We start from the raw sequence: 17,695 nt of genomic DNA on the forward strand, positions 1-17,695 counted from the left end.
CATTCTCTCTTTGAGGAGTCATCATGTCGCAGCGATCCCGAGTGCTGCCAGGATTTGGTCTTTCTCTAGGCTTTACCCTAGCGTATTTATCCCTAATCGTTTTAATTCCTTTGTCTGCGGTATTTATTAAATCGCTCGGCATTGGGTGGGACGGTTTTATTGAAATTATTAGTTCCGAGCGAATTTTAAAGTCACTGCAACTGAGTTTTACCACCGCACTATTGGCCGCTTTTATTAATGTGGTGTTTGGTTTATTACTGGCGTGGTGTTTGGTGCGTTACCGTTTTCCGGGCAAACGTATTGTTGATGCGTTAGTGGATTTACCCTTTGCCCTGCCTACAGCCGTGGCAGGTATTGCCTTAACGTCTTTATATGCACCCACCGGTTGGATTGGTCAATATTTAGAACCAATGGGCATTCAAGTGGCCTATACCCCAATTGGGATTACCTTAGCCTTAATCTTTATTGGTATTCCATTTGTGGTACGTACCGTACAACCGGTACTTGCCGATTTAGAAGCTGAATTTGAAGAAGCGGCAGCGGCTTTAGGTGCAACCCGTTTTCAAACCATTACCAAAGTCATTTTACCGATTTTATTTCCGGCATTACTCACCGGTTTTGCACTGGCCTTTGCCCGTGGTGTCGGTGAATATGGTTCGGTGATCTTTATTGCCGGTAACCAACCATTTGAAACCGAAATTGCACCGTTAATGATTATTTCGCGTTTAGAAGAATATGACTATGCCGGTGCAACCACCATTGCTGTGGTGATGTTGGTGATCTCTTTTGCGATTTTATTCTTGATTAATCTCGTGCAAGCGTGGGCAAGCCGTCGTACTGGGAGAACTGCACGATGAATATCAATGCCAATGCCTTAGCAGACAAATTGCAATCGCGTGATGCGACACGTGAACCGGTATGGGTACGCTATACCTTAATTACGATTGCCTTAATTTTCTTTTTAAGCTGTTTATTGTTGCCTTTAATTTTGGTGTTTGTTGAAGCCTTTAAACAAGGTCTAGGTGTGTATAGCCAAGCTTTGGTGCATCCAGATACTTTATCAGCAGTTAAACTGACTTTGCTCACGGCTGCCATTGCCGTACCGCTGAACGTGGTATTTGGTGTCGCGGCTGCTTGGTCTGTGGCAAAATTTAACTTCCGTGGTAAATCCATCCTCACCACCATTATTGACATGCCGTTTTCGGTTTCACCGGTAATTGCAGGTTTAATGTTGGTGTTGATGTTTGGTACCCAAGGTTGGTTTGGCGGCTGGCTGATGGACAACGACATTAAAATTTTATATGCCGTGCCTGCCATTGTTCTAGCCACTATTTTTATTACTGTGCCTTTTGTGGCACGTGAATTGATACCATTAATGGAAGCACAAGGCACCGAGGAAGAAGAAGCGGCGATTGTACTGGGCGCTTCTGGTTGGCAAACCTTTTGGAAAGTCACTTTACCCAATATTAAATGGGGTTTGATCTACGGCGTGATTTTATGTAATGCACGTGCCATGGGTGAATTTGGTGCAGTATCGGTGGTGTCGGGGCATATCCGCGGCGAAACCAATACCTTGCCTTTACATGTAGAAATCCTCTACAACGAATATACCTTTAGTGCCGCATTTGCCGTATCTTCACTGTTGGCTTTATTGGCAATTTTGACCTTAATCTTAAAGAGTTGGGTCGAAATTCGCCAAGAAAAACAAAGCCAAAACAATGACGCTTCAGCTTCTTAAGGAATGACCTCATGAGTATTCAAGTTAAAAATATTGAAAAACACTTTGGTGCATTCCATGCACTCAACAACATCTCTTTAGATTTTCCAGACGGTCAATTGGTGGCGCTGCTTGGTCCATCAGGCTGTGGTAAAACCACCTTACTGCGTATTATTGCAGGGCTTGAATCAGCAGACTCAGGTCAGGTAATTTTAGAAGGCGAAGATGCGACAAATGTGCATGTGCGTGAACGTGAAGTGGGCTTTGTGTTTCAGCACTATGCATTGTTCCGTCATATGACTGTATTTGACAACATTGCTTTTGGTTTACGTGTTCGTCCGCGTGCCACGCGTCCATCAGAAGCTGAGATTAAAAAACGTGTCACGCGTTTACTTGATTTGGTGCAATTGGGTTTCTTGGCCGATCGTTATCCTGCGCAGTTATCAGGCGGTCAGCGTCAACGTATTGCCCTTGCTCGTGCTTTAGCGGTTGAACCACGCGTTTTATTACTGGATGAACCGTTTGGTGCCTTAGATGCCAAAGTGCGTAAAGAGTTACGTCGTTGGTTACGTACCTTACATGATGAATTACACATCACGTCAATTTTTGTGACCCATGACCAAGAAGAAGCCTTGGAAGTGGCCGATCAAATTATTGTGATGAATAAGGGTAATGTTGAGCAAATTGGTTCACCACGTGAAGTCTATGAACAACCTGCAACGCCATTTGTATTTGACTTTTTAGGTCAAGCCAATCGTTTTGAAGGCATTAACCAAGCGGGCAAGATTCAATTTGGTGCCGACCAGATTCAACTTAACAGCGCTAAAAATGGCCCACAAGGCAACGTGATTGCCTTTGCCCGTCCCGATGAACTGAAAATTCACGCGCAACCGCAAGACAATGCTATGCAAGCCACGTTTATTCGTGAATTGTGGATTGCCGGTAAAGTGGTGGCAGAACTTGAAGGACGTGATGGAAATCTGATTGAGATTTCTTTAACACCGGATGAAGCAAGATTGCATCAATTCCGTCCAAATCAAACTGTATGGCTGACGGCATCGGCCTTACATTTATTTGCACATTAAGCAACATAAAAAAGATGGGGCGGCATTCGCCCCATGCATCGAAGGGTAAACAACATATGAATTTCCAGCAACTGCGGATTATTCGCGAAACCGTCAGACAAAACTTTAATCTGACTGAAGCTTCGGCTGCGTTGTATACCTCGCAATCAGGCGTAAGTAAGCATATTAAAGATTTAGAAGATGAGCTTGGCGTACAACTTTTTATTCGTAAAGGCAAACGCTTATTGGGTTTAACAGAGCCCGGTCAGGCCTTGCTTGGAATTGTAGAACGCATGTTGGTCGATGCAGACAATATCAAACGCTTAGCCGATGATTTTAATAAAGTCGACGAAGGCACCTTAACGATTGCCACCACACATACCCAAGCGCGTTATGTGTTACCCCCAATCGTCAATCAATTTAAAAAAGCATTTCCCAAAGTGCATTTAATCTTGCAACAAGCCAGTCCCGTAGAAGTGGCTGAAATGCTGTTACAAGGTGAAGCCGATATTGGCATTGCCACAGAATCACTCACTGCCGAAGAAAATTTAGCCAGTGTGCCGTTTTATAATTGGCAACACAGTATCATCACGCCACAAAATCATCCTTTGACTCAAAAAAGCCCAATTGGCATTGAGGATTTAGCGCAATATCCAATTATCACCTATCATGGTGGTTTTACTGGACGCTCTAAAATTGATAAAGCCTTTGAAGAGTCTGGCTTAGATTTTAATATTGTGATGTCAGCGCTCGATGCCGACGTGATTAAAACCTATGTTGAACTGGGTATGGGCATTGGGATTGTCAATGATGTGGCCTATGACCCAGAGCGTGACTACCGTTTAAAACAAATTGCCACCAATATTTTTGGAGTCAACACCACATGGCTTGCGGTGCGTAAAGGTCATTTGTTACGTGGTTACGGTTATGCGTTTATTTCGCTGTGCTCACCGGATGCCGACACGCGAGCCTTAAAACGCGTGGCTTATCCTGAAGACTAAATCATCATGAGCAGCTTAGGCTGCTCTTTTTTATGCTTTCCTGCTTGATGCTTTGGCAAAAATGTATTTTTCTTTCTTTAACATTAAATCTATTCAAGTTTAATCTGTATGAATTTTTTAGCTTTTATTGGCTAAAACGTATTTTAAATATAAATAATAATTGTTATCATTTCTAAAATTTTAATCACAGTCAGATGATCAATACAATGAACAATCCGGCCCCCATGGATTCTCTTGACCCAATCGGTCATCCACATGTCCTTGCAAAAAAGAAAGTTAAAGCCAAACCACAGACACCGCTTGCCTATCGCTTGATGATTTTATACCGCTTTGTGTTAGCCCTTGTGGGTGGTTATGTGTTGTCGGCTTTAAGTGCTATTGCCATTGCCGAAGTTTTTATTCAACAACGTGCTAGCGCTGCCATGAGTGCCACTTTAATTGCGTTTTGCGTGTATTGCGGTGCTTTTATTTGGGTATTTATGGTGCAAAAAACTTTAAAAGCAAGCTTAGGCATTATGGTGCCAGGTCTGGTGCTGTGGCTCTTGATTAAATGGTTAGGAAACTAAAATGCGTGTAGATGGAAAAGCAGAAGGCCCACGTCAGTCCATGTCTTGGTTGCATACATGGGCCAGCCTGATTTTAGGTTGGCTGCTGTATGCAATTTTTGTTACCGGTACATTAAGTTTTTTTCAAAATGAAATTACCGTTTGGATGAAGCCCGAACTGCATCATTCAGTGCCAAGTCAATCGCAAATTCAACAAAGCCAAGTGGCACTGAATTATTTACAACAACATCATCCTGATGCAGGCAGTTGGTCTATTCAATTGCCTACTTCACGACAAAATACCACGGTTGTGAATATACGTGGTGCCAATGAAGACCCACGTGCACGGCGTGGGGGTACGCGTGTGATTTTAGACAGTGCCACAGGTGAAGTGTTAGAAGCACGCGAAACCCGTGGTGGTGGATTTTTGTATCGTTTCCATTTTGAACTGTACGGTTTAGACCGTATTTGGGCACGTTGGATTGTCGGAATTGCCACCTTATTGATGTTTGTAGCGATCATTAGCGGCATTATCACGCATAAAAAAATCTTTAAAGATTTCTTCACCTTCCGTCCGGGTAAAGGACAGCGCTCATGGTTAGATGCACATAATGCCACTGCGGTTTTTGCCTTGCCCTTTCATTTAATGATTACCTTTAGTGGTTTATTGCTCTTGCTGTTTACCTTAATGCCATGGGGCATTGAGCGGGTGTATGAAAACCGTGGCGCATTTTTACAAGAACAACGTCAAGCTTTGGTAGAAACTCCCCAGCAAGAACGCAGTCAACGCCCAGCAGCTCCAGCTGAATCAGAGCGTGATCCGCAGCGTGGTCGTGGCGAACGCGGTCAAAAACAAGTACAAGCTGCACCACTGGCTGATTTAGCACCAATTATTGCAGATGCACACAAGCAGTGGCCAAATAATCCAATTGGAACCATTAGCATTGTTGCACCCAACACCACCAAAGCTGAAATTGAATTACGTGCCTTACATGGCGAAAGCGTGGCACATCGCAATATTTATCAAAGCTTAAGCTATAACGGTGTCACTGGCGTTGAAAAACCTGATGATGGCTCAAGCTTAAATAATCCAAGTGTTCCTGCGGCGATTTATAACGTCACTACTACTTTACATGAGGCACGCGGTGTCGATTTACCACTACGTTGGTTATTGTTCTTGTCGGGTATTTTAGGCACATTAATGGTGGCTACAGGCTTGTTGTTATGGTGTGTCAAACGTGCGCCACAGCAAGAAAAACAAGGCTACAAATCTTTGGGTTATCGCACGGTGGAAGTGCTAAACATTACCGCAATTATTGGTTTACCGATTGCCTGTGCAGTGTATTTTTATGCCAATCGTTTGATTGATGCCAACTTAGAAAAACGCAGTGCTTTAGAAATTCGTTGCTTCTTTATTGCATGGGGTTTGGTGTTTATTTATGCCCTCATACGTAAACATCGCCAAGCATGGCTAGACATGTTAGCCCTTGCTACACTGCTATTTGCTGCCTTACCAATCTTCAATTTTATGACCGGTGGCACGCCGCTTTGGAGCAGCATTTCCAATGGTGTTTGGGTCATTGCCTCATTTGATTTGGCCATGTGGGTACTCGCACTATTGTTTGCCTTTAGCTTTATCAAAGTGAAAAATCATCAAGCTTTAAGTTCAAAAAAACCTAAAGCAGGCAAAGCTGCACAGGAGCATGATGAATGAGTTGGTTTATCTTAGTATGGGCGCTGTGTAACTTAGGCTTTATTGCCTTGGCATGTTCAATGTCAAAGCATCAAAAACAAATCTTTAAACGTGAGTTAGATGCACAAAAAACCCGCCTTGCTAGTGTAATAGGTTGGATATTGTTAACGCTCGGTTTAATCAGTTGTTTAATTTATCAAGATAGCGTCAGCAATATGATCAGCTATTGGCTTGGGGTACTGAGTTTTTCAGCACTGGCAGTCGGTTTAAGCTTAAGTTATTTTGAAAACCACATTAAAATATTGGCTTTGGCTTCAGTTGTTTTCACTGTCATCAGCTTTGCTTTGATTGTGATATAAGAAGCCCATGAAAAAAAGCTCGCCTTTAGCGGGCTTTTTTTTGTGCTTTGCTCAGGCTTTTACTCAAACTTGGTAAAAATTTAGCATACAGCAATTGCTTTTTTTATAAAGCAGCTTAGGCTTATTAAGTATTTACTTGAGATCTTGTTATGACCACTCCTATTTCTGTGCCTAAAGCGCTGCTGAATCGTGCCACTGCGGGTAATCTAGACGCCCAATTTGATTTAGCTCAATTGTATATGAGCAGCGAACACGATGAAGATATCGAACGTGCTGAAGAATGGGCACTTAAAGCTGCATCTTTAGGTCATGTGGAATCGATGTATTGGTTAGGTGAAGGTTATACCGTATATGCCAAAGAATTATTAGAAGATGACCCTGAAGAAGCGAAAACCTATTTTGAGCATGCCCACAATTGGCTTAAACAAGCGGTTGCACAAAAGCACCCTGCTGCCACTTTAGAATTGGCAGGTTTTTACCGTCGTGGTGATGTAGTAGAAAAAGACGTGTTAAAGTCTGTTGAATTGGTTGAACAAGCGGCCAATTTAGGTGAATTACAAGCCATGCGTGATTTAGCCTTTATTTATGCCAATGCTTTAGGTATAGATGCTGATGAAGAAAAAGCGGAATTTTGGACACAAAAAGCCGATGCTCTAGAAGCCAAAGATGCATAACATTAAAGCCCTCAGTTGAGGGCTTTATTTATGGATTATTCCAACAGCCTGAGCTTTGACTGTCAAAAAACTCTATTTCAATTTCTTTAGAATATTTTTTAATAAGCAAATAAATTCTGTGACATTCATTTTGATCTTTAGAGTAAGTTGAAATAGCAACCTTACCCCCGATTTCTTGTTTAAAAATTTGCTCAATCAAATGTGTCTCCTGTTCACCTAAACCCCATCCATAAATAACTAAATTTTCATTTTTAGTTATTAAATTCGGTAAAACTTCATAAAATATTGTACTCAAATATGGACTACTTTTTATTGACTCTAATTTTTTAGTCCCTATGCCCTCAGCTACAAATAATGGTATTTTTTCTTCGCTCCACTGCGATGTAATAACCTTTAATAAATTGTTATATTCATCCCTTTGTATTTTATTTTCCACATTTTTAGCATCCCTAAAGATAGATAAATTACCATGTTGGTAAAATGTGAGAGTGATTTCTCTTTGATTTCTCCCGTAAGGTTGTCTAAACTTTTCCCAATCATAGTCAAATCGACCATTGGTAATGAAACAATCTTTAAATACATGTCCATCAGTAACATTTTCATTTCCATACATACGAATCCAATAAAGAATCAAATCATAATTTAGAGAAACGACTGTAGAGAATTGCTTTGTAAATTGATACAGATTGGGTAATTGATCAATGATATGCGCATGTTCACAATGAACCTCCTTGACTACTTGGATAAGTGCATTTTTAATATTTTCATATGCTGAATCGACTTTTAAATCACAAATACCTAAATGCTTATTTACTAATTTTGCATGCCAAACTAGTCGTAAAATTAATTCAAAATCAGATGTAGAAAATTCAATAAAAAGTTTAGCTATATCATCATTAAAAAGTTTCAAGTTTTCAGCTTCTTCTTTTAAAGAGTTAAAATGAAATTTTTCATATAAAGCAATACTAGCCCCATTGCCTATGATCAAGTTCGCATTTAAATAATCGTCTTTAATATCTTTCCAATCATGTATTGGATATTGAAATTCTTTTGTCACAGTCAATCCAAAATTTTCTTCTTAGACAGATATTAAACAATTTCGGATTGGAACAAAACGCAAATCCAAGTACAATACTGCCCTAGTCGAGGGATGCTGCGACTGATCTTACAGGCACCAAATGTAAGATTTGCCAGGCTCGACGATCGGTTACTCTGCTCAGAGCAACCAACAACGGCATCCGCGAACTGAATGATCAATTATTAATTTTAAGGAGATCGTGATGAACGCGGTTAATGCTTCATTTACAGATTACAAAGTTGCCGACATCTCTCTTGCTGACTACGGTCGTAAAGAAATCAAACTTGCAGAAGCTGAAATGCCAGCGCTTATGGGTTTACGTAAGCGTTATGCTGCGGCTAAGCCACTTGCAGGTGCTAAAATCTTGGGTTGTATCCACATGACAATCCAAACTGCGGTTTTAATTGAAACTTTAGTTGAATTAGGTGCAGAAGTTCGTTGGACATCTTGTAACATCTTCTCAACTCAAGATCACGCTGCTGCTGCAATCGCTGCTGCGGGTATTCCTGTTTTTGCTTGGAAAGGCGAAACTGAAGAAGAATACATGTGGTGCTTAGAACAACAAATCAATATCAATGGCACACCTTGGGATGCCAACATGATTTTGGATGACGGTGGTGATTTAACACTCCTTGTTCATGAAAAATATCCAGAAGTGATTGCAAAAATCCACGGCGTAACAGAAGAAACCACGACAGGTGTTCAACGTCTGTACGAAATGCTTCGTGATGGCACGTTAAAAGTTCCTGCAATCAACGTCAACGATTCTGTTACTAAATCTAAAAACGACAACAAATACGGTTGCCGTCACTCACTTAACGATGCCATCAAACGTGGTACAGATATGTTGTTGTCTGGCCGTCGTGCGCTTGTGATTGGTTACGGTGACGTTGGTAAAGGTTCAGCACAATCACTTCGTCAAGAAGGTATGATTGTACGTGTAACAGAAGTTGATCCAATCTGTGCAATGCAAGCATGTATGGATGGTTATGAAGTTGTATCTCCATACAAAAATGGTGTGCAAACAGGTAAAAAAGAAGACGTTAATCTTGATCTTCTTCAAAATACTGACCTCATCGTTACAACAACAGGTAACTACCACGTATGTGACGCTGCGATGCTTGATTCATTAAAAGCAGGTGCTGTGGTGTGTAACATCGGTCACTTTGACACTGAAATTGACACCAACTACTTACGTGGTTACAAGTGGGTTGAAGTGAAACCTCAAGTTCACCAAGTGTATCGTTCAGAAAACGAAAATGATTATTTAATCCTTTTATCTGAAGGTCGTTTGGTGAATCTTGGTAATGCAACAGGTCACCCATCACGTATTATGGATGGTTCTTTTGCAAACCAAGTATTGGGTCAAATGCACTTGTTTGCTGAGAAATTTGCTGATCTTCCTGAAGAAGAAAAAGCTGCTAAAATCCGTGTAGAACTGATTCCTAAGAAATTAGACGAAGAAGTGGCTGCGGCAATGGTTGCAGGTTTTGGTGGCGTGTTAACTCAATTAACACAACAACAAGCAGACTATTTAGGTGTTGCTGTTGAAGGTCCATTTAAATCTGATGCTTATAAATACTAAGCACTGATAAAAGCAGGCCTCGTGCCTGCTTTTCTTTGTGGTTTATTCGTTTATAAGTAAAAAGGATTTAAGCATGTCAAAACAGATTCCTATTTCTTTTGAGTTTTTCCCCACCAAGACTGATGCTGGTGCAGAAAAACTTAAAACCGTACATCAAGAATTACAACTGCTCAATCCAGAGTTTTTCTCTGTGACTTATGGTGCAGGCGGTTCTACCCGTGAACGTACACTTTCAACTTTAGCTGATTTTAATGGCAAAGGCACACCTGTTGCCCCTCATCTGTCTTGTATTGGTGATAGCAAAGCACGTATTGCGGAACTGCTTGATTTATACCAATCACAAGGCATCAACCGTATTGTGGCATTGCGTGGTGATTTACCTTCAGGTCAAGTTGGCTTAGGTGAACTGCCTTATGCAACTGATCTTGTGCGTTTTATTCGTGAGCATTCAGGCGATCATTTCCATATTGAAGTGGCAGCTTATCCTGAAATGCACCCACAAGCAGACAGCTTTGATTTAGACATCCAGCGTTTTTGTGACAAAGCCAATGCCGGTGCCAATGCAGCCCTGACTCAATTCTTCTTTAATCCAGATGCGTATTTCTATTTTGTTGATCGTATTCAAAAAGAAGGTGTCAATATTCCTGTAGCGCCGGGCATTATGCCGATTACCAATGCCAACAACTTGATCCGCTTTGCCGATGGTACAGGCGCTGAAGTGCCACGTTGGATTCGTAAGCAATTGGCAACCTATGGTGATGACACGGCTTCAATTAAAGCCTTTGGTCATGAAGTGGTGGTTAAACTGTGTGAACGCTTAATTGCAGGCGGTGCGCCAAGTTTGCATTTTTACACCATGAACACCACTGATCCAACGCGTCAATTGGTTCAAGATTTAGGTTTGGCTTAATTTTATTGTTTTTAAAGTGAGTATTTTATGCCACGTTTTTATATGGAAGCGACGTTAACGGTTGACACGTCTGCCGATTTAACCGAAACCGTGTTTCATCATTGGTGTAAAGTACTCCGCGCCCAAGTCGGTGAAACCGCCACCTTGTTTAATGGTCAAGGTGGTGAGTATCAAGTAGAACTCATTGAAGTGGCTAAAAAAACGGCGCGTGTTCACGTCATCAGTTTTAACCCTGATAATCGCACACCTGCTTTTCATGCTTTGCTCGGTCAAGTGATGAGTAAAGGCGATCGTATGGATTATGCCATTCAAAAAGCAGTGGAATTGGGAGTTGCTCAAATTCAATTGCTGACTTCTGAACGTTGTGAAATGCGTTTGAAGTATGACCGTGATCAAAAAAAATTGGATCATTGGCAAGGCGTCGCCGTTGCAGCCTGTGAGCAATGTGGTTTAAATATCGTGCCACAAATTTTAGCACCTTTGCCACTTGAACAATGGTTAGCAAGCGAATTGCCTGCGACTAAATTGGTGCTTGCACCCAATAAAGATGCAGCCAATGTGCTAACGCAAGCCACCCCTGATTTGGCGTTATTGATTGGGCCTGAAGGTGGTTTAAGCGAAGCTGAAATTTCTACCGCGAATACCCAAGGCTTTATCAATTGGTGTATTGGACGTCGTGTTTTACGTACAGAAACTGCACCTGTTGTGGCTTTGTCTATTCTGAATTATCACTTTGCTGATTAAACAAACCCAAATGCAAAAGCAGCCGCAAAGCTGCTTTTTTTATGTTCAAACCCTAGGCTTTAGATTTCACATACTGTGATGTAGAGTCTGTTGCTTAAGACTTATTTTGACTTAAGAATGACCCATATTCATCCTATACTGTGCCATATTTATTTGGTGCAAGGTTTAATACACTATACTCAGCAGGTATGCTTTTATTCTTATGATGTATCGCGTTCTGTCACGACAAACATGGCATTTATTTTTTAAAGCCTAAAAATGATAATCCCTACAAAGACTTTAGTCTAAAAATGCTATTTGCAGCTTATGGCATTGTTTATACTGCAAACAATTTTGCACTGTTCTTTCAAGCTAATCCAAAAAAATATTTATAAAAATAATAACTTAGATTTATACAACCCATTTTATATAATTTAACTCTTAATTGATCTTCTCAAGCTCTAAGTTTGACTATAAAAGCAGCATTCTTGGCTATTAGAAGCCTATGAGTAATGTTATATTCGATCAAATTTGGTCAAACACCACCAGCCTGTCTGGTCGGCAACTTTAAGGTAAAACGAGATTCAAATGGACGATCAATCATTAAAACAGCAAGCTTTGTACTATCATGAATTCCCAACCCCGGGGAAAATCAGCGTTACTCCAAGTAAACAACTGATCAACCAACACGACTTGGCTTTGGCTTATTCACCAGGTGTTGCTGCGCCATGTTTAGAGATTGAACGTGATCCATCAAAGGCTGCATTGTACACCGCACGCGGTAACTTGGTTGCGGTCATCACCAACGGTACTGCGGTACTGGGTTTAGGTAATATTGGTCCATTGGCCTCTAAACCTGTGATGGAAGGTAAAGGCGTTTTATTTAAAAAGTTTGCCGGTGTTGACGTTTTTGATATCGAAATTGCTGAAAATGATCCAGACAAAATCGTAGAGATTGTGGCAGCACTGGAGCCAACCTTTGGTGGTATTAACTTAGAAGATATTAAAGCGCCAGAGTGCTTCTACATCGAGCAAAAATTGCGCGAGCGCATGAACATTCCAGTGTTCCATGATGACCAACATGGTACATCTATTATTGTCGGTTCAGCATTACTCAATGCCCTACAACTGAACGGCAAAAAGATTGATGAGATCAAAATCGTTGCCTCAGGTGCTGGTGCGGCTGCATTGTCTTGCCTTGACTTACTGTGTGCTTTAGGTGCGAAGAAAGAAAATATCACTGTGGCTGACTCACGCGGTTTGCTTACCACACAGCGTACTGGTTTAGATGAATCGAAAAAACGCTATGTACAAGATATTCAAGGCACACAACTTGCTGATGTAATGGCAGGTGCAGACATGTTCTTAGGTTTATCTGCCGCAGGCATTTTAAGCCAAGACATGGTTAAGCAAATGGCCAAAGACCCTATTATCTTTGCCCTTGCCAATCCAGATCCTGAAATTTTGCCAGAACACGCCCACGCTGCCCGTGATGACGTGATTATGGCCACAGGTCGTTCGGATTATCCAAACCAAGTGAACAATGCATTGTGCTTCCCGTATATTTTCCGCGGTGCTTTAGATGTGGGTGCAACCACCATCAATGAAGACATGAAAATTGCCTGTGTCCATGCCATTGCGCGTATGGCACACATTGAAGCCGATGCAGCCTCTTATGGTGAAAAATCGGCATCTTTTGGTCGTGAATACTTAATTCCTCGTCCACTTGATCAACGCTTGATTTTAGAAATTGCACCTGCTGTGGCAAAAGCGGCGATGGATTCAGGTGTAGCAACGCGTCCAATCCAAGACTTTGCGGTGTATCGTCAGCGTTTATCTGAGTTTGTCTATAACTCAGCGTTTATGATGAAGCCAATTTTTGCCCAAGCCAAAACTGATCCAAAACGTATCGCTTATGCTGAAGGTGAAGATTTACGTGTATTACGTGCCGTGCAAATTGCCGTAGACGAAGACTTAGCCAAACCAATTTTGGTGGGTCGTACTGCGGTGATTGAAGCCAACATTAAAAAGTTAGGCTTACGTTTAGAAAATGGCGTGAACGTGACCATCGTGGATCAAGAAAACAATCCAGACTGCCAAAAATTTGCTGATGATTACTACAGCATCATGCAACGTAAAGGCGTAACCCCTGAATACGCACAGCGTGAAACACGTCGTCGTTCAACTTTAATTGCATCCATGTTGGTACGTCATGGTTTAGCAGATGGTATGCTCTGTGGTACTTATTCAAGCTATGACATTCATTTAGACTTTGTGAAAAATACCATTGGTCTAAAAGAAGGTCATAATACCTTCTTTACCTTAAATGCCTTGATGCTTGAAGATCGCAACTTGTTTATTGCCGATACCTACATTAACCGTAACCCAACAGCGGAACAGTTGGCTGAAATGACCATTTTAGCGGCTGAAGAAGTGCGTCGTTTTGGTGTTACTCCACGTGTGGCATTGGTCTCTCATTCAAGTTTTGGTTCAGATCAACATGACCCAAGCGCGCAAAAAATGCGTAAAGTGTTTGATATTTTGACTGAAATTGCACCTGAACTTGAAGTGGAAGGTGAAATGCATGCCGATGCAGCGTTGGACGAAAATATCCGTCAGTTTGCTTTCCCTAACTCACGTTTTAAAGGTTCAGCAAACTTACTGATTATGCCAAATCTTGATGCTGCCAATATCTCGTTTAACTTACTCAAAGCGACATCGGGTAATAACGTGACCATTGGTCCTATTTTGTTAGGTGCAGCAAAACCTGTACATATTTTAACGCCAACAGCGACTACACGTCGTGTGGTGAATATGACAGCGTTAACTGTGGCTGAAATTCAGCAAGCAGAGCAAGACGCGCTATAAGACAAATGCCTGAAAAGGCAGCTTCTTGACTTGAGAAAACCTCTATTCTGTTGCATGATTGCCTCAAGAATAGAGGTTTTTTCATGCAAGTTTATTTAGTAGGCGGTGCAGTACGAGATCATTTGCTCGGTCATCCCTATCACGAAAAAGATTATGTGGTTGTTGGTGCGACACCACAACAAATGCTTGCCGACGGCTTTGAGCCGGTGGGCAAAGATTTTCCTGTTTTTTTACATCCTAAAACAAAAGAAGAATATGCCCTTGCCCGTACCGAACGTAAGGCAGGCGTAGGCTATCATGGCTTTGAATTCTATACCGACCCCAACGTCAGTTTAGAAGAAGATCTGATTCGCCGTGATTTAACCATCAATGCCATGGCCATGGATCAAGACGGTCAGGTGTATGATCCGTACCATGGGCAACTTGATCTCAAGCTTAGGCTATTAAGACATGTGTCCGATGCGTTTGTCGAAGATCCGCTACGCGTATTACGTATTGCACGGTTTGCCGCACGTTATCATCATTTAGGTTTTAAGGTTGCTCCTGAAACCTTACAGTTGATGCAACGCTTAGCAGAATCAGGCGAGCTGCAAGCATTGACTGCTGAACGGGTGTGGAAAGAAACTTCACGTGCGCTCATGGAAGTCAATGCTGAGGTGTATTTTGAAGTGCTGCGTAGTTGTGGCGCACTTCAAGTCTTGTTCCCTGAAATTGATGCGTTGTTTGGTATTCCTCAACGTCCTGAATATCATCCAGAAATTGATTGTGGCATTCATACCTTAATGTCGTTGCAACAAGCCTGTCAGGCCAATTATTCACTCGATGTGCGGTTTGCCGTATTGGTGCATGATTTAGGTAAAGCCCTTACCCCACCAGCTGAACTACCACGGCACATTATGCATGAAGAGCGTGGTATAGAACCGGTGACCCAAGTGTGTGAGCGCTTAAAAGTCCCAACCAACACCAAGCAGTTGGCTTTAGCGGTGTGTAAAGAGCATTTAAAATGCCACCAAGCATTTAACTTAAAGCCCGGCACTTTATGGCGCTTATTGCAGCGCTTAGATGTGCTACGTCGTCCTGAACGAGTCGAAGCCTTTGTGCAAGCCTGTGAATGTGATGCGCGTGGTCGTTTAGGCTTAGAAAATCGAGCTTATCCTCAGGCGCAATACTTATTGGATGCCATGCAAGTGGTACGCAGTATTAAAGCGCAAGATTTACCCCGTGATATTCAAGGCCCTGATATTGGCGAAATGCTGATTGAACGTCGTATTTTGGCGCTAGCTGAATTAAAAGCTGCGCAACCCATACAAGAATAAAAAAAAGCACCCAAGGGTGCTTTTTTATTTAAGCGCGATCGGCTGGAAAACTAATTACATCACTTAAACCCATTTTTTCTGTTGCAATCATCAGTAAACGATCTAAGCCTAAAGCAATACCTGAGCATTCAGGCATATTGGGCAATGCAGCCAATAAATATTCATCTATTGGCATGACGCTTAAGCCAAGTTTGGCACGTTCTTGATTGTCGGCTTCAAAACGACTGCGTAGCACTGTGGCATCCATTAATTCATCATATGCATTGGCTAACTCTAAACCATTTATATATAACTCAAAACGTGCAGCAACCACTTCACCATCTTCGTCTGTACGGGTTTTAGCAAGCGATGCCAATTCAGGCGGGAAATCGGTTAAAAATACCGGCGTATCAAAACCTAAGCTTGGCTCAACCATGTGTGAAAACAATAAGTCAATATACCCTAAACGATCATCGCCTAAATCTAAGTTTAAGCCCACACGGCGTGCAGCATCTTGCAACTCTTTGGTGCTGGCTTGTAAAGGATTAAGATCCAAACGATCCATAAAAGCATGTTTATAACTTAAGATTGTGGGACGTACTTCAGCAAAACGCTGCTGTAACACCACATTGAGTAAATCGGTCACTTCAAACATCAAGTCTTTTAAACTAAAACCGGGACGATACCACTCAAGCATAGTAAATTCGCTGTTGTGTTTACGTCCATGTTCATCATCACGAAAAACTTTACAGATTTGATAAATTGGCCCACTGCCACTGGCCAATAAACGCTTCATGGCAAATTCAGGTGAAGTATGCAAATAATGTGTCGCAGATTTACCCAGCATATGGCGTGTGGCTTGCACGGATGCTAAATAAACATCCGTCACCCCTGCTTGCGATAAAATCGGTGTTTCTACTTCAAGCACTTCGCGCTTAGCAAAAAAATCACGAATTTGTGCATACATGTTGGCACGGGCACGTAAGGCACTTAAGTCACAGGTTGGTTGATAATTAAGGCTCATGCGATTGGTCCTGCATGGGCTGCCCATTCACGGCGCAGCGGATAAGTTTTTCTTAAAAAATCAAAAGCGGCTTGTTCAACTTTGCCATCCTTTACACAAGCGCGTAAATTGGCATCGTCACGGGCAATGTCATAAATTTGGCTTAAATGCGCCGCCAAAGCCGCTTTTAAGTCTTGACCTTGAAAATAGGTGTCACATACAGGCAATTGGCTTTCAAAACGTTTTGTGGCATCAAAACCAAATTGTGCACAAAAGGCGTCATAGATCATTTGTGTACCGCGCGCTTTGCCTTCTAAGCTATAACCTGCAATATGCGGAGTCACAAGGGTGATTAAATCTAAGACTTCGGCTGTAATTTCAGGTTCATGTTCAAATACATCTAGTACGACTTTACGCCCTGTTTTTTGAATATCTGCAATTAAATCAGCTTCTGCCACCACAGAACCACGCGCCGAGTTAATTAAAATTGTTTGCGGTGACATTTTTGCCAAAGCAGCAGCATGAATTAAATGATAAGTCGGATGCGGGCCTGTTTTGGTTAAAGGCACATGAATAGAAATCGCCTGTGAGGAAGTCAACAAGGTGTCAAAATCAACTTGTTCAACGCTGTTTAAGGTCACAAATGGGTCATAGCCGATGACGTGCCAACCTAACAGTTGCGCCATTTTCACCAAGCGCGAACCCACATTACCCAACCCAATTACCCCTAAGGTAAAGCGATCGTCAGCATGTAACAGTTCAGGTTGCACATGTAATAAAGCAGTAATCACATATTCTGCTACAGCTTGTGCGTTACAGCCTGCCGCATTGGACCACGCAATCTGTTGTTGTTGTAAATCTTGCAGATCTAAATGATCGGTACCAATGGTGGCACTGCCCACAAATTTCACACTGCTGTCTGCTAACAGCGCTGCATTGACTTGCGTAACCGAGCGCACCAAAAGTGCATCGGCATCAGACAAATCATGCGCAGTTAAAGTACGTCCTGCTTTATGGTGAATCTCGCCAAATTCAGCAAAGAAATAATCGGTAAAGGCCAAATTCTCATCGGCAATCATTTTCATAAGGCAATCCACTGCATGTATTGCCGCTTATGATACTTGCTCAACAATCAGCTGACCAATAAATCTTTGCCCAGCAGTAACGTCGTTTAAACCGC

The 17,695-nt window shown here is 41.9% G+C and carries 16 protein-coding genes; 13 read left to right on the forward strand and 3 right to left on the reverse strand.

Going from position 1 to position 17,695, the window contains the following annotated elements; translation table 11 throughout:
- Positions 1–23: 23 nt before the first annotated feature.
- The 8 genes from cysT (at position 24) to Q0Z55_RS07155 (ending at position 7,053) form a co-directional block, all read left to right on the forward strand.
- The gene (cysT, locus tag Q0Z55_RS07120; RefSeq protein ID WP_297426286.1) at positions 24–857 is read left to right on the forward strand and encodes a sulfate ABC transporter permease subunit CysT; all 834 of its coding nucleotides are present in this window, start codon (positions 24–26) and stop codon (positions 855–857) included.
- Positions 854–1,738 (forward strand): sulfate ABC transporter permease subunit CysW, encoded by an 885-nt coding sequence (gene cysW, locus Q0Z55_RS07125; RefSeq protein WP_297426289.1) that lies wholly within the window; start codon positions 854–856, stop codon positions 1,736–1,738. The genes cysT and cysW overlap by 4 nt, the downstream gene beginning before the upstream one ends.
- Before the next feature lie 11 nt (positions 1,739–1,749).
- A complete protein-coding gene (locus tag Q0Z55_RS07130; protein ID WP_297426292.1) occupies positions 1,750–2,802 on the forward strand; it encodes a sulfate/molybdate ABC transporter ATP-binding protein in 1,053 nt (350 codons plus the stop codon).
- A gap of 56 nt (positions 2,803–2,858) precedes the next feature.
- Positions 2,859–3,782: a CysB family HTH-type transcriptional regulator gene (locus Q0Z55_RS07135; RefSeq protein WP_297426295.1), complete on the forward strand. Its 924-nt coding sequence runs from the start codon at positions 2,859–2,861 to the stop codon at positions 3,780–3,782.
- Between the two features lie 206 nt (positions 3,783–3,988).
- Positions 3,989–4,348, forward strand: coding sequence for a hypothetical protein (locus Q0Z55_RS07140; RefSeq protein ID WP_297426298.1), 360 nt, complete (start codon positions 3,989–3,991; stop codon positions 4,346–4,348).
- A gap of 1 nt (position 4,349) precedes the next feature.
- Complete coding sequence (locus tag Q0Z55_RS07145; RefSeq protein WP_297426301.1) at positions 4,350–6,041, forward strand: PepSY-associated TM helix domain-containing protein; 1,692 nt, start codon at positions 4,350–4,352, stop codon at positions 6,039–6,041.
- Positions 6,038–6,379, forward strand: a complete 342-nt coding sequence (locus Q0Z55_RS07150) for a DUF3325 domain-containing protein (RefSeq protein WP_297426304.1) — start codon at positions 6,038–6,040, stop codon at positions 6,377–6,379. Before Q0Z55_RS07145 ends, Q0Z55_RS07150 begins: the two co-directional genes overlap by 4 nt.
- A gap of 149 nt (positions 6,380–6,528) precedes the next feature.
- A complete protein-coding gene (locus tag Q0Z55_RS07155) occupies positions 6,529–7,053 on the forward strand; it encodes a tetratricopeptide repeat protein (protein ID WP_297426306.1) in 525 nt (174 codons plus the stop codon).
- 28 nt (positions 7,054–7,081) lie between these two features.
- On the opposite strand, the gene Q0Z55_RS07160 is transcribed toward Q0Z55_RS07155, so the two are convergent.
- Entirely contained in the window at positions 7,082–8,110 is a 1,029-nt protein-coding gene (locus tag Q0Z55_RS07160) for a DUF4917 family protein (protein WP_297426309.1), read from the reverse strand.
- A gap of 223 nt (positions 8,111–8,333) precedes the next feature.
- Here Q0Z55_RS07160 and ahcY point away from each other — a divergent pair, with 223 nt between their 5' ends.
- The 5 genes from ahcY to Q0Z55_RS07185 all read left to right on the forward strand — a co-directional run bounded on the left by ahcY (position 8,334) and on the right by Q0Z55_RS07185 (position 15,533).
- The gene (gene ahcY / locus Q0Z55_RS07165; RefSeq protein WP_297426312.1) at positions 8,334–9,716 is read left to right on the forward strand and encodes an adenosylhomocysteinase; all 1,383 of its coding nucleotides are present in this window, start codon (positions 8,334–8,336) and stop codon (positions 9,714–9,716) included.
- A 73-nt stretch (positions 9,717–9,789) separates the two neighbouring features.
- Positions 9,790–10,626 carry a methylenetetrahydrofolate reductase [NAD(P)H] gene (gene metF / locus Q0Z55_RS07170; RefSeq protein ID WP_297426315.1) on the forward strand — a complete coding sequence of 279 codons (837 nt, stop codon included), beginning with the start codon at positions 9,790–9,792 and terminating at the stop codon, positions 10,624–10,626.
- A 27-nt stretch (positions 10,627–10,653) separates the two neighbouring features.
- The gene (locus Q0Z55_RS07175) at positions 10,654–11,370 is read left to right on the forward strand and encodes a 16S rRNA (uracil(1498)-N(3))-methyltransferase (RefSeq protein WP_297426318.1); all 717 of its coding nucleotides are present in this window, start codon (positions 10,654–10,656) and stop codon (positions 11,368–11,370) included.
- Positions 11,371–11,937: 567 nt separating this feature from the next.
- The gene (locus Q0Z55_RS07180) at positions 11,938–14,217 is read left to right on the forward strand and encodes an NADP-dependent malic enzyme (protein WP_297426321.1); all 2,280 of its coding nucleotides are present in this window, start codon (positions 11,938–11,940) and stop codon (positions 14,215–14,217) included.
- An 83-nt stretch (positions 14,218–14,300) separates the two neighbouring features.
- On the forward strand, positions 14,301–15,533 hold the full coding sequence (locus Q0Z55_RS07185; protein ID WP_297426324.1) for a multifunctional CCA addition/repair protein: 1,233 nt from the start codon (positions 14,301–14,303) through the stop codon (positions 15,531–15,533).
- Positions 15,534–15,561: 28 nt separating this feature from the next.
- On the opposite strand, the gene epmA is transcribed toward Q0Z55_RS07185, so the two are convergent.
- Together epmA and Q0Z55_RS07195 are read right to left on the reverse strand one after the other, a co-directional pair.
- On the reverse strand, positions 15,562–16,536 hold the full coding sequence (gene epmA, locus Q0Z55_RS07190) for an EF-P lysine aminoacylase EpmA (protein WP_297426327.1): 975 nt from the start codon (positions 16,534–16,536) through the stop codon (positions 15,562–15,564).
- Positions 16,533–17,600: a 4-phosphoerythronate dehydrogenase gene (locus Q0Z55_RS07195; RefSeq protein ID WP_297426330.1), complete on the reverse strand. Its 1,068-nt coding sequence runs from the start codon at positions 17,598–17,600 to the stop codon at positions 16,533–16,535. The genes epmA and Q0Z55_RS07195 overlap by 4 nt, the downstream gene beginning before the upstream one ends.
- Positions 17,601–17,695 lie beyond the last annotated feature (95 nt).

It is taken from the genome of uncultured Acinetobacter sp. (assembly GCF_947626835.1).
Classification (GTDB): domain Bacteria; phylum Pseudomonadota; class Gammaproteobacteria; order Pseudomonadales; family Moraxellaceae; genus Acinetobacter.

Bases quoted from the DNA above. Each gene is read 5' to 3' on its own strand.
- cysT (WP_297426286.1), top strand. From the start codon at position 24: ATGTCGCAGCGATCCCGAGTGCTGCCAGGATTTGGTCTTTCTCTAGGC.
- cysW (WP_297426289.1), top strand. From the start codon at position 854: ATGAATATCAATGCCAATGCCTTAGCAGACAAATTGCAATCGCGTGAT.
- Q0Z55_RS07130 (WP_297426292.1), top strand. From the start codon at position 1,750: ATGAGTATTCAAGTTAAAAATATTGAAAAACACTTTGGTGCATTCCAT.
- Q0Z55_RS07135 (WP_297426295.1), top strand. From the start codon at position 2,859: ATGAATTTCCAGCAACTGCGGATTATTCGCGAAACCGTCAGACAAAAC.
- Q0Z55_RS07140 (WP_297426298.1), top strand. From the start codon at position 3,989: ATGAACAATCCGGCCCCCATGGATTCTCTTGACCCAATCGGTCATCCA.
- Q0Z55_RS07145 (WP_297426301.1), top strand. From the start codon at position 4,350: ATGCGTGTAGATGGAAAAGCAGAAGGCCCACGTCAGTCCATGTCTTGG.
- Q0Z55_RS07150 (WP_297426304.1), top strand. From the start codon at position 6,038: ATGAGTTGGTTTATCTTAGTATGGGCGCTGTGTAACTTAGGCTTTATT.
- Q0Z55_RS07155 (WP_297426306.1), top strand. From the start codon at position 6,529: ATGACCACTCCTATTTCTGTGCCTAAAGCGCTGCTGAATCGTGCCACT.
- ahcY (WP_297426312.1), top strand. From the start codon at position 8,334: ATGAACGCGGTTAATGCTTCATTTACAGATTACAAAGTTGCCGACATC.
- metF (WP_297426315.1), top strand. From the start codon at position 9,790: ATGTCAAAACAGATTCCTATTTCTTTTGAGTTTTTCCCCACCAAGACT.
- Q0Z55_RS07175 (WP_297426318.1), top strand. From the start codon at position 10,654: ATGCCACGTTTTTATATGGAAGCGACGTTAACGGTTGACACGTCTGCC.
- Q0Z55_RS07180 (WP_297426321.1), top strand. From the start codon at position 11,938: ATGGACGATCAATCATTAAAACAGCAAGCTTTGTACTATCATGAATTC.
- Q0Z55_RS07185 (WP_297426324.1), top strand. From the start codon at position 14,301: ATGCAAGTTTATTTAGTAGGCGGTGCAGTACGAGATCATTTGCTCGGT.
- epmA (WP_297426327.1), bottom strand. From the start codon at position 16,536: ATGAGCCTTAATTATCAACCAACCTGTGACTTAAGTGCCTTACGTGCC.
- Q0Z55_RS07195 (WP_297426330.1), bottom strand. From the start codon at position 17,600: ATGAAAATGATTGCCGATGAGAATTTGGCCTTTACCGATTATTTCTTT.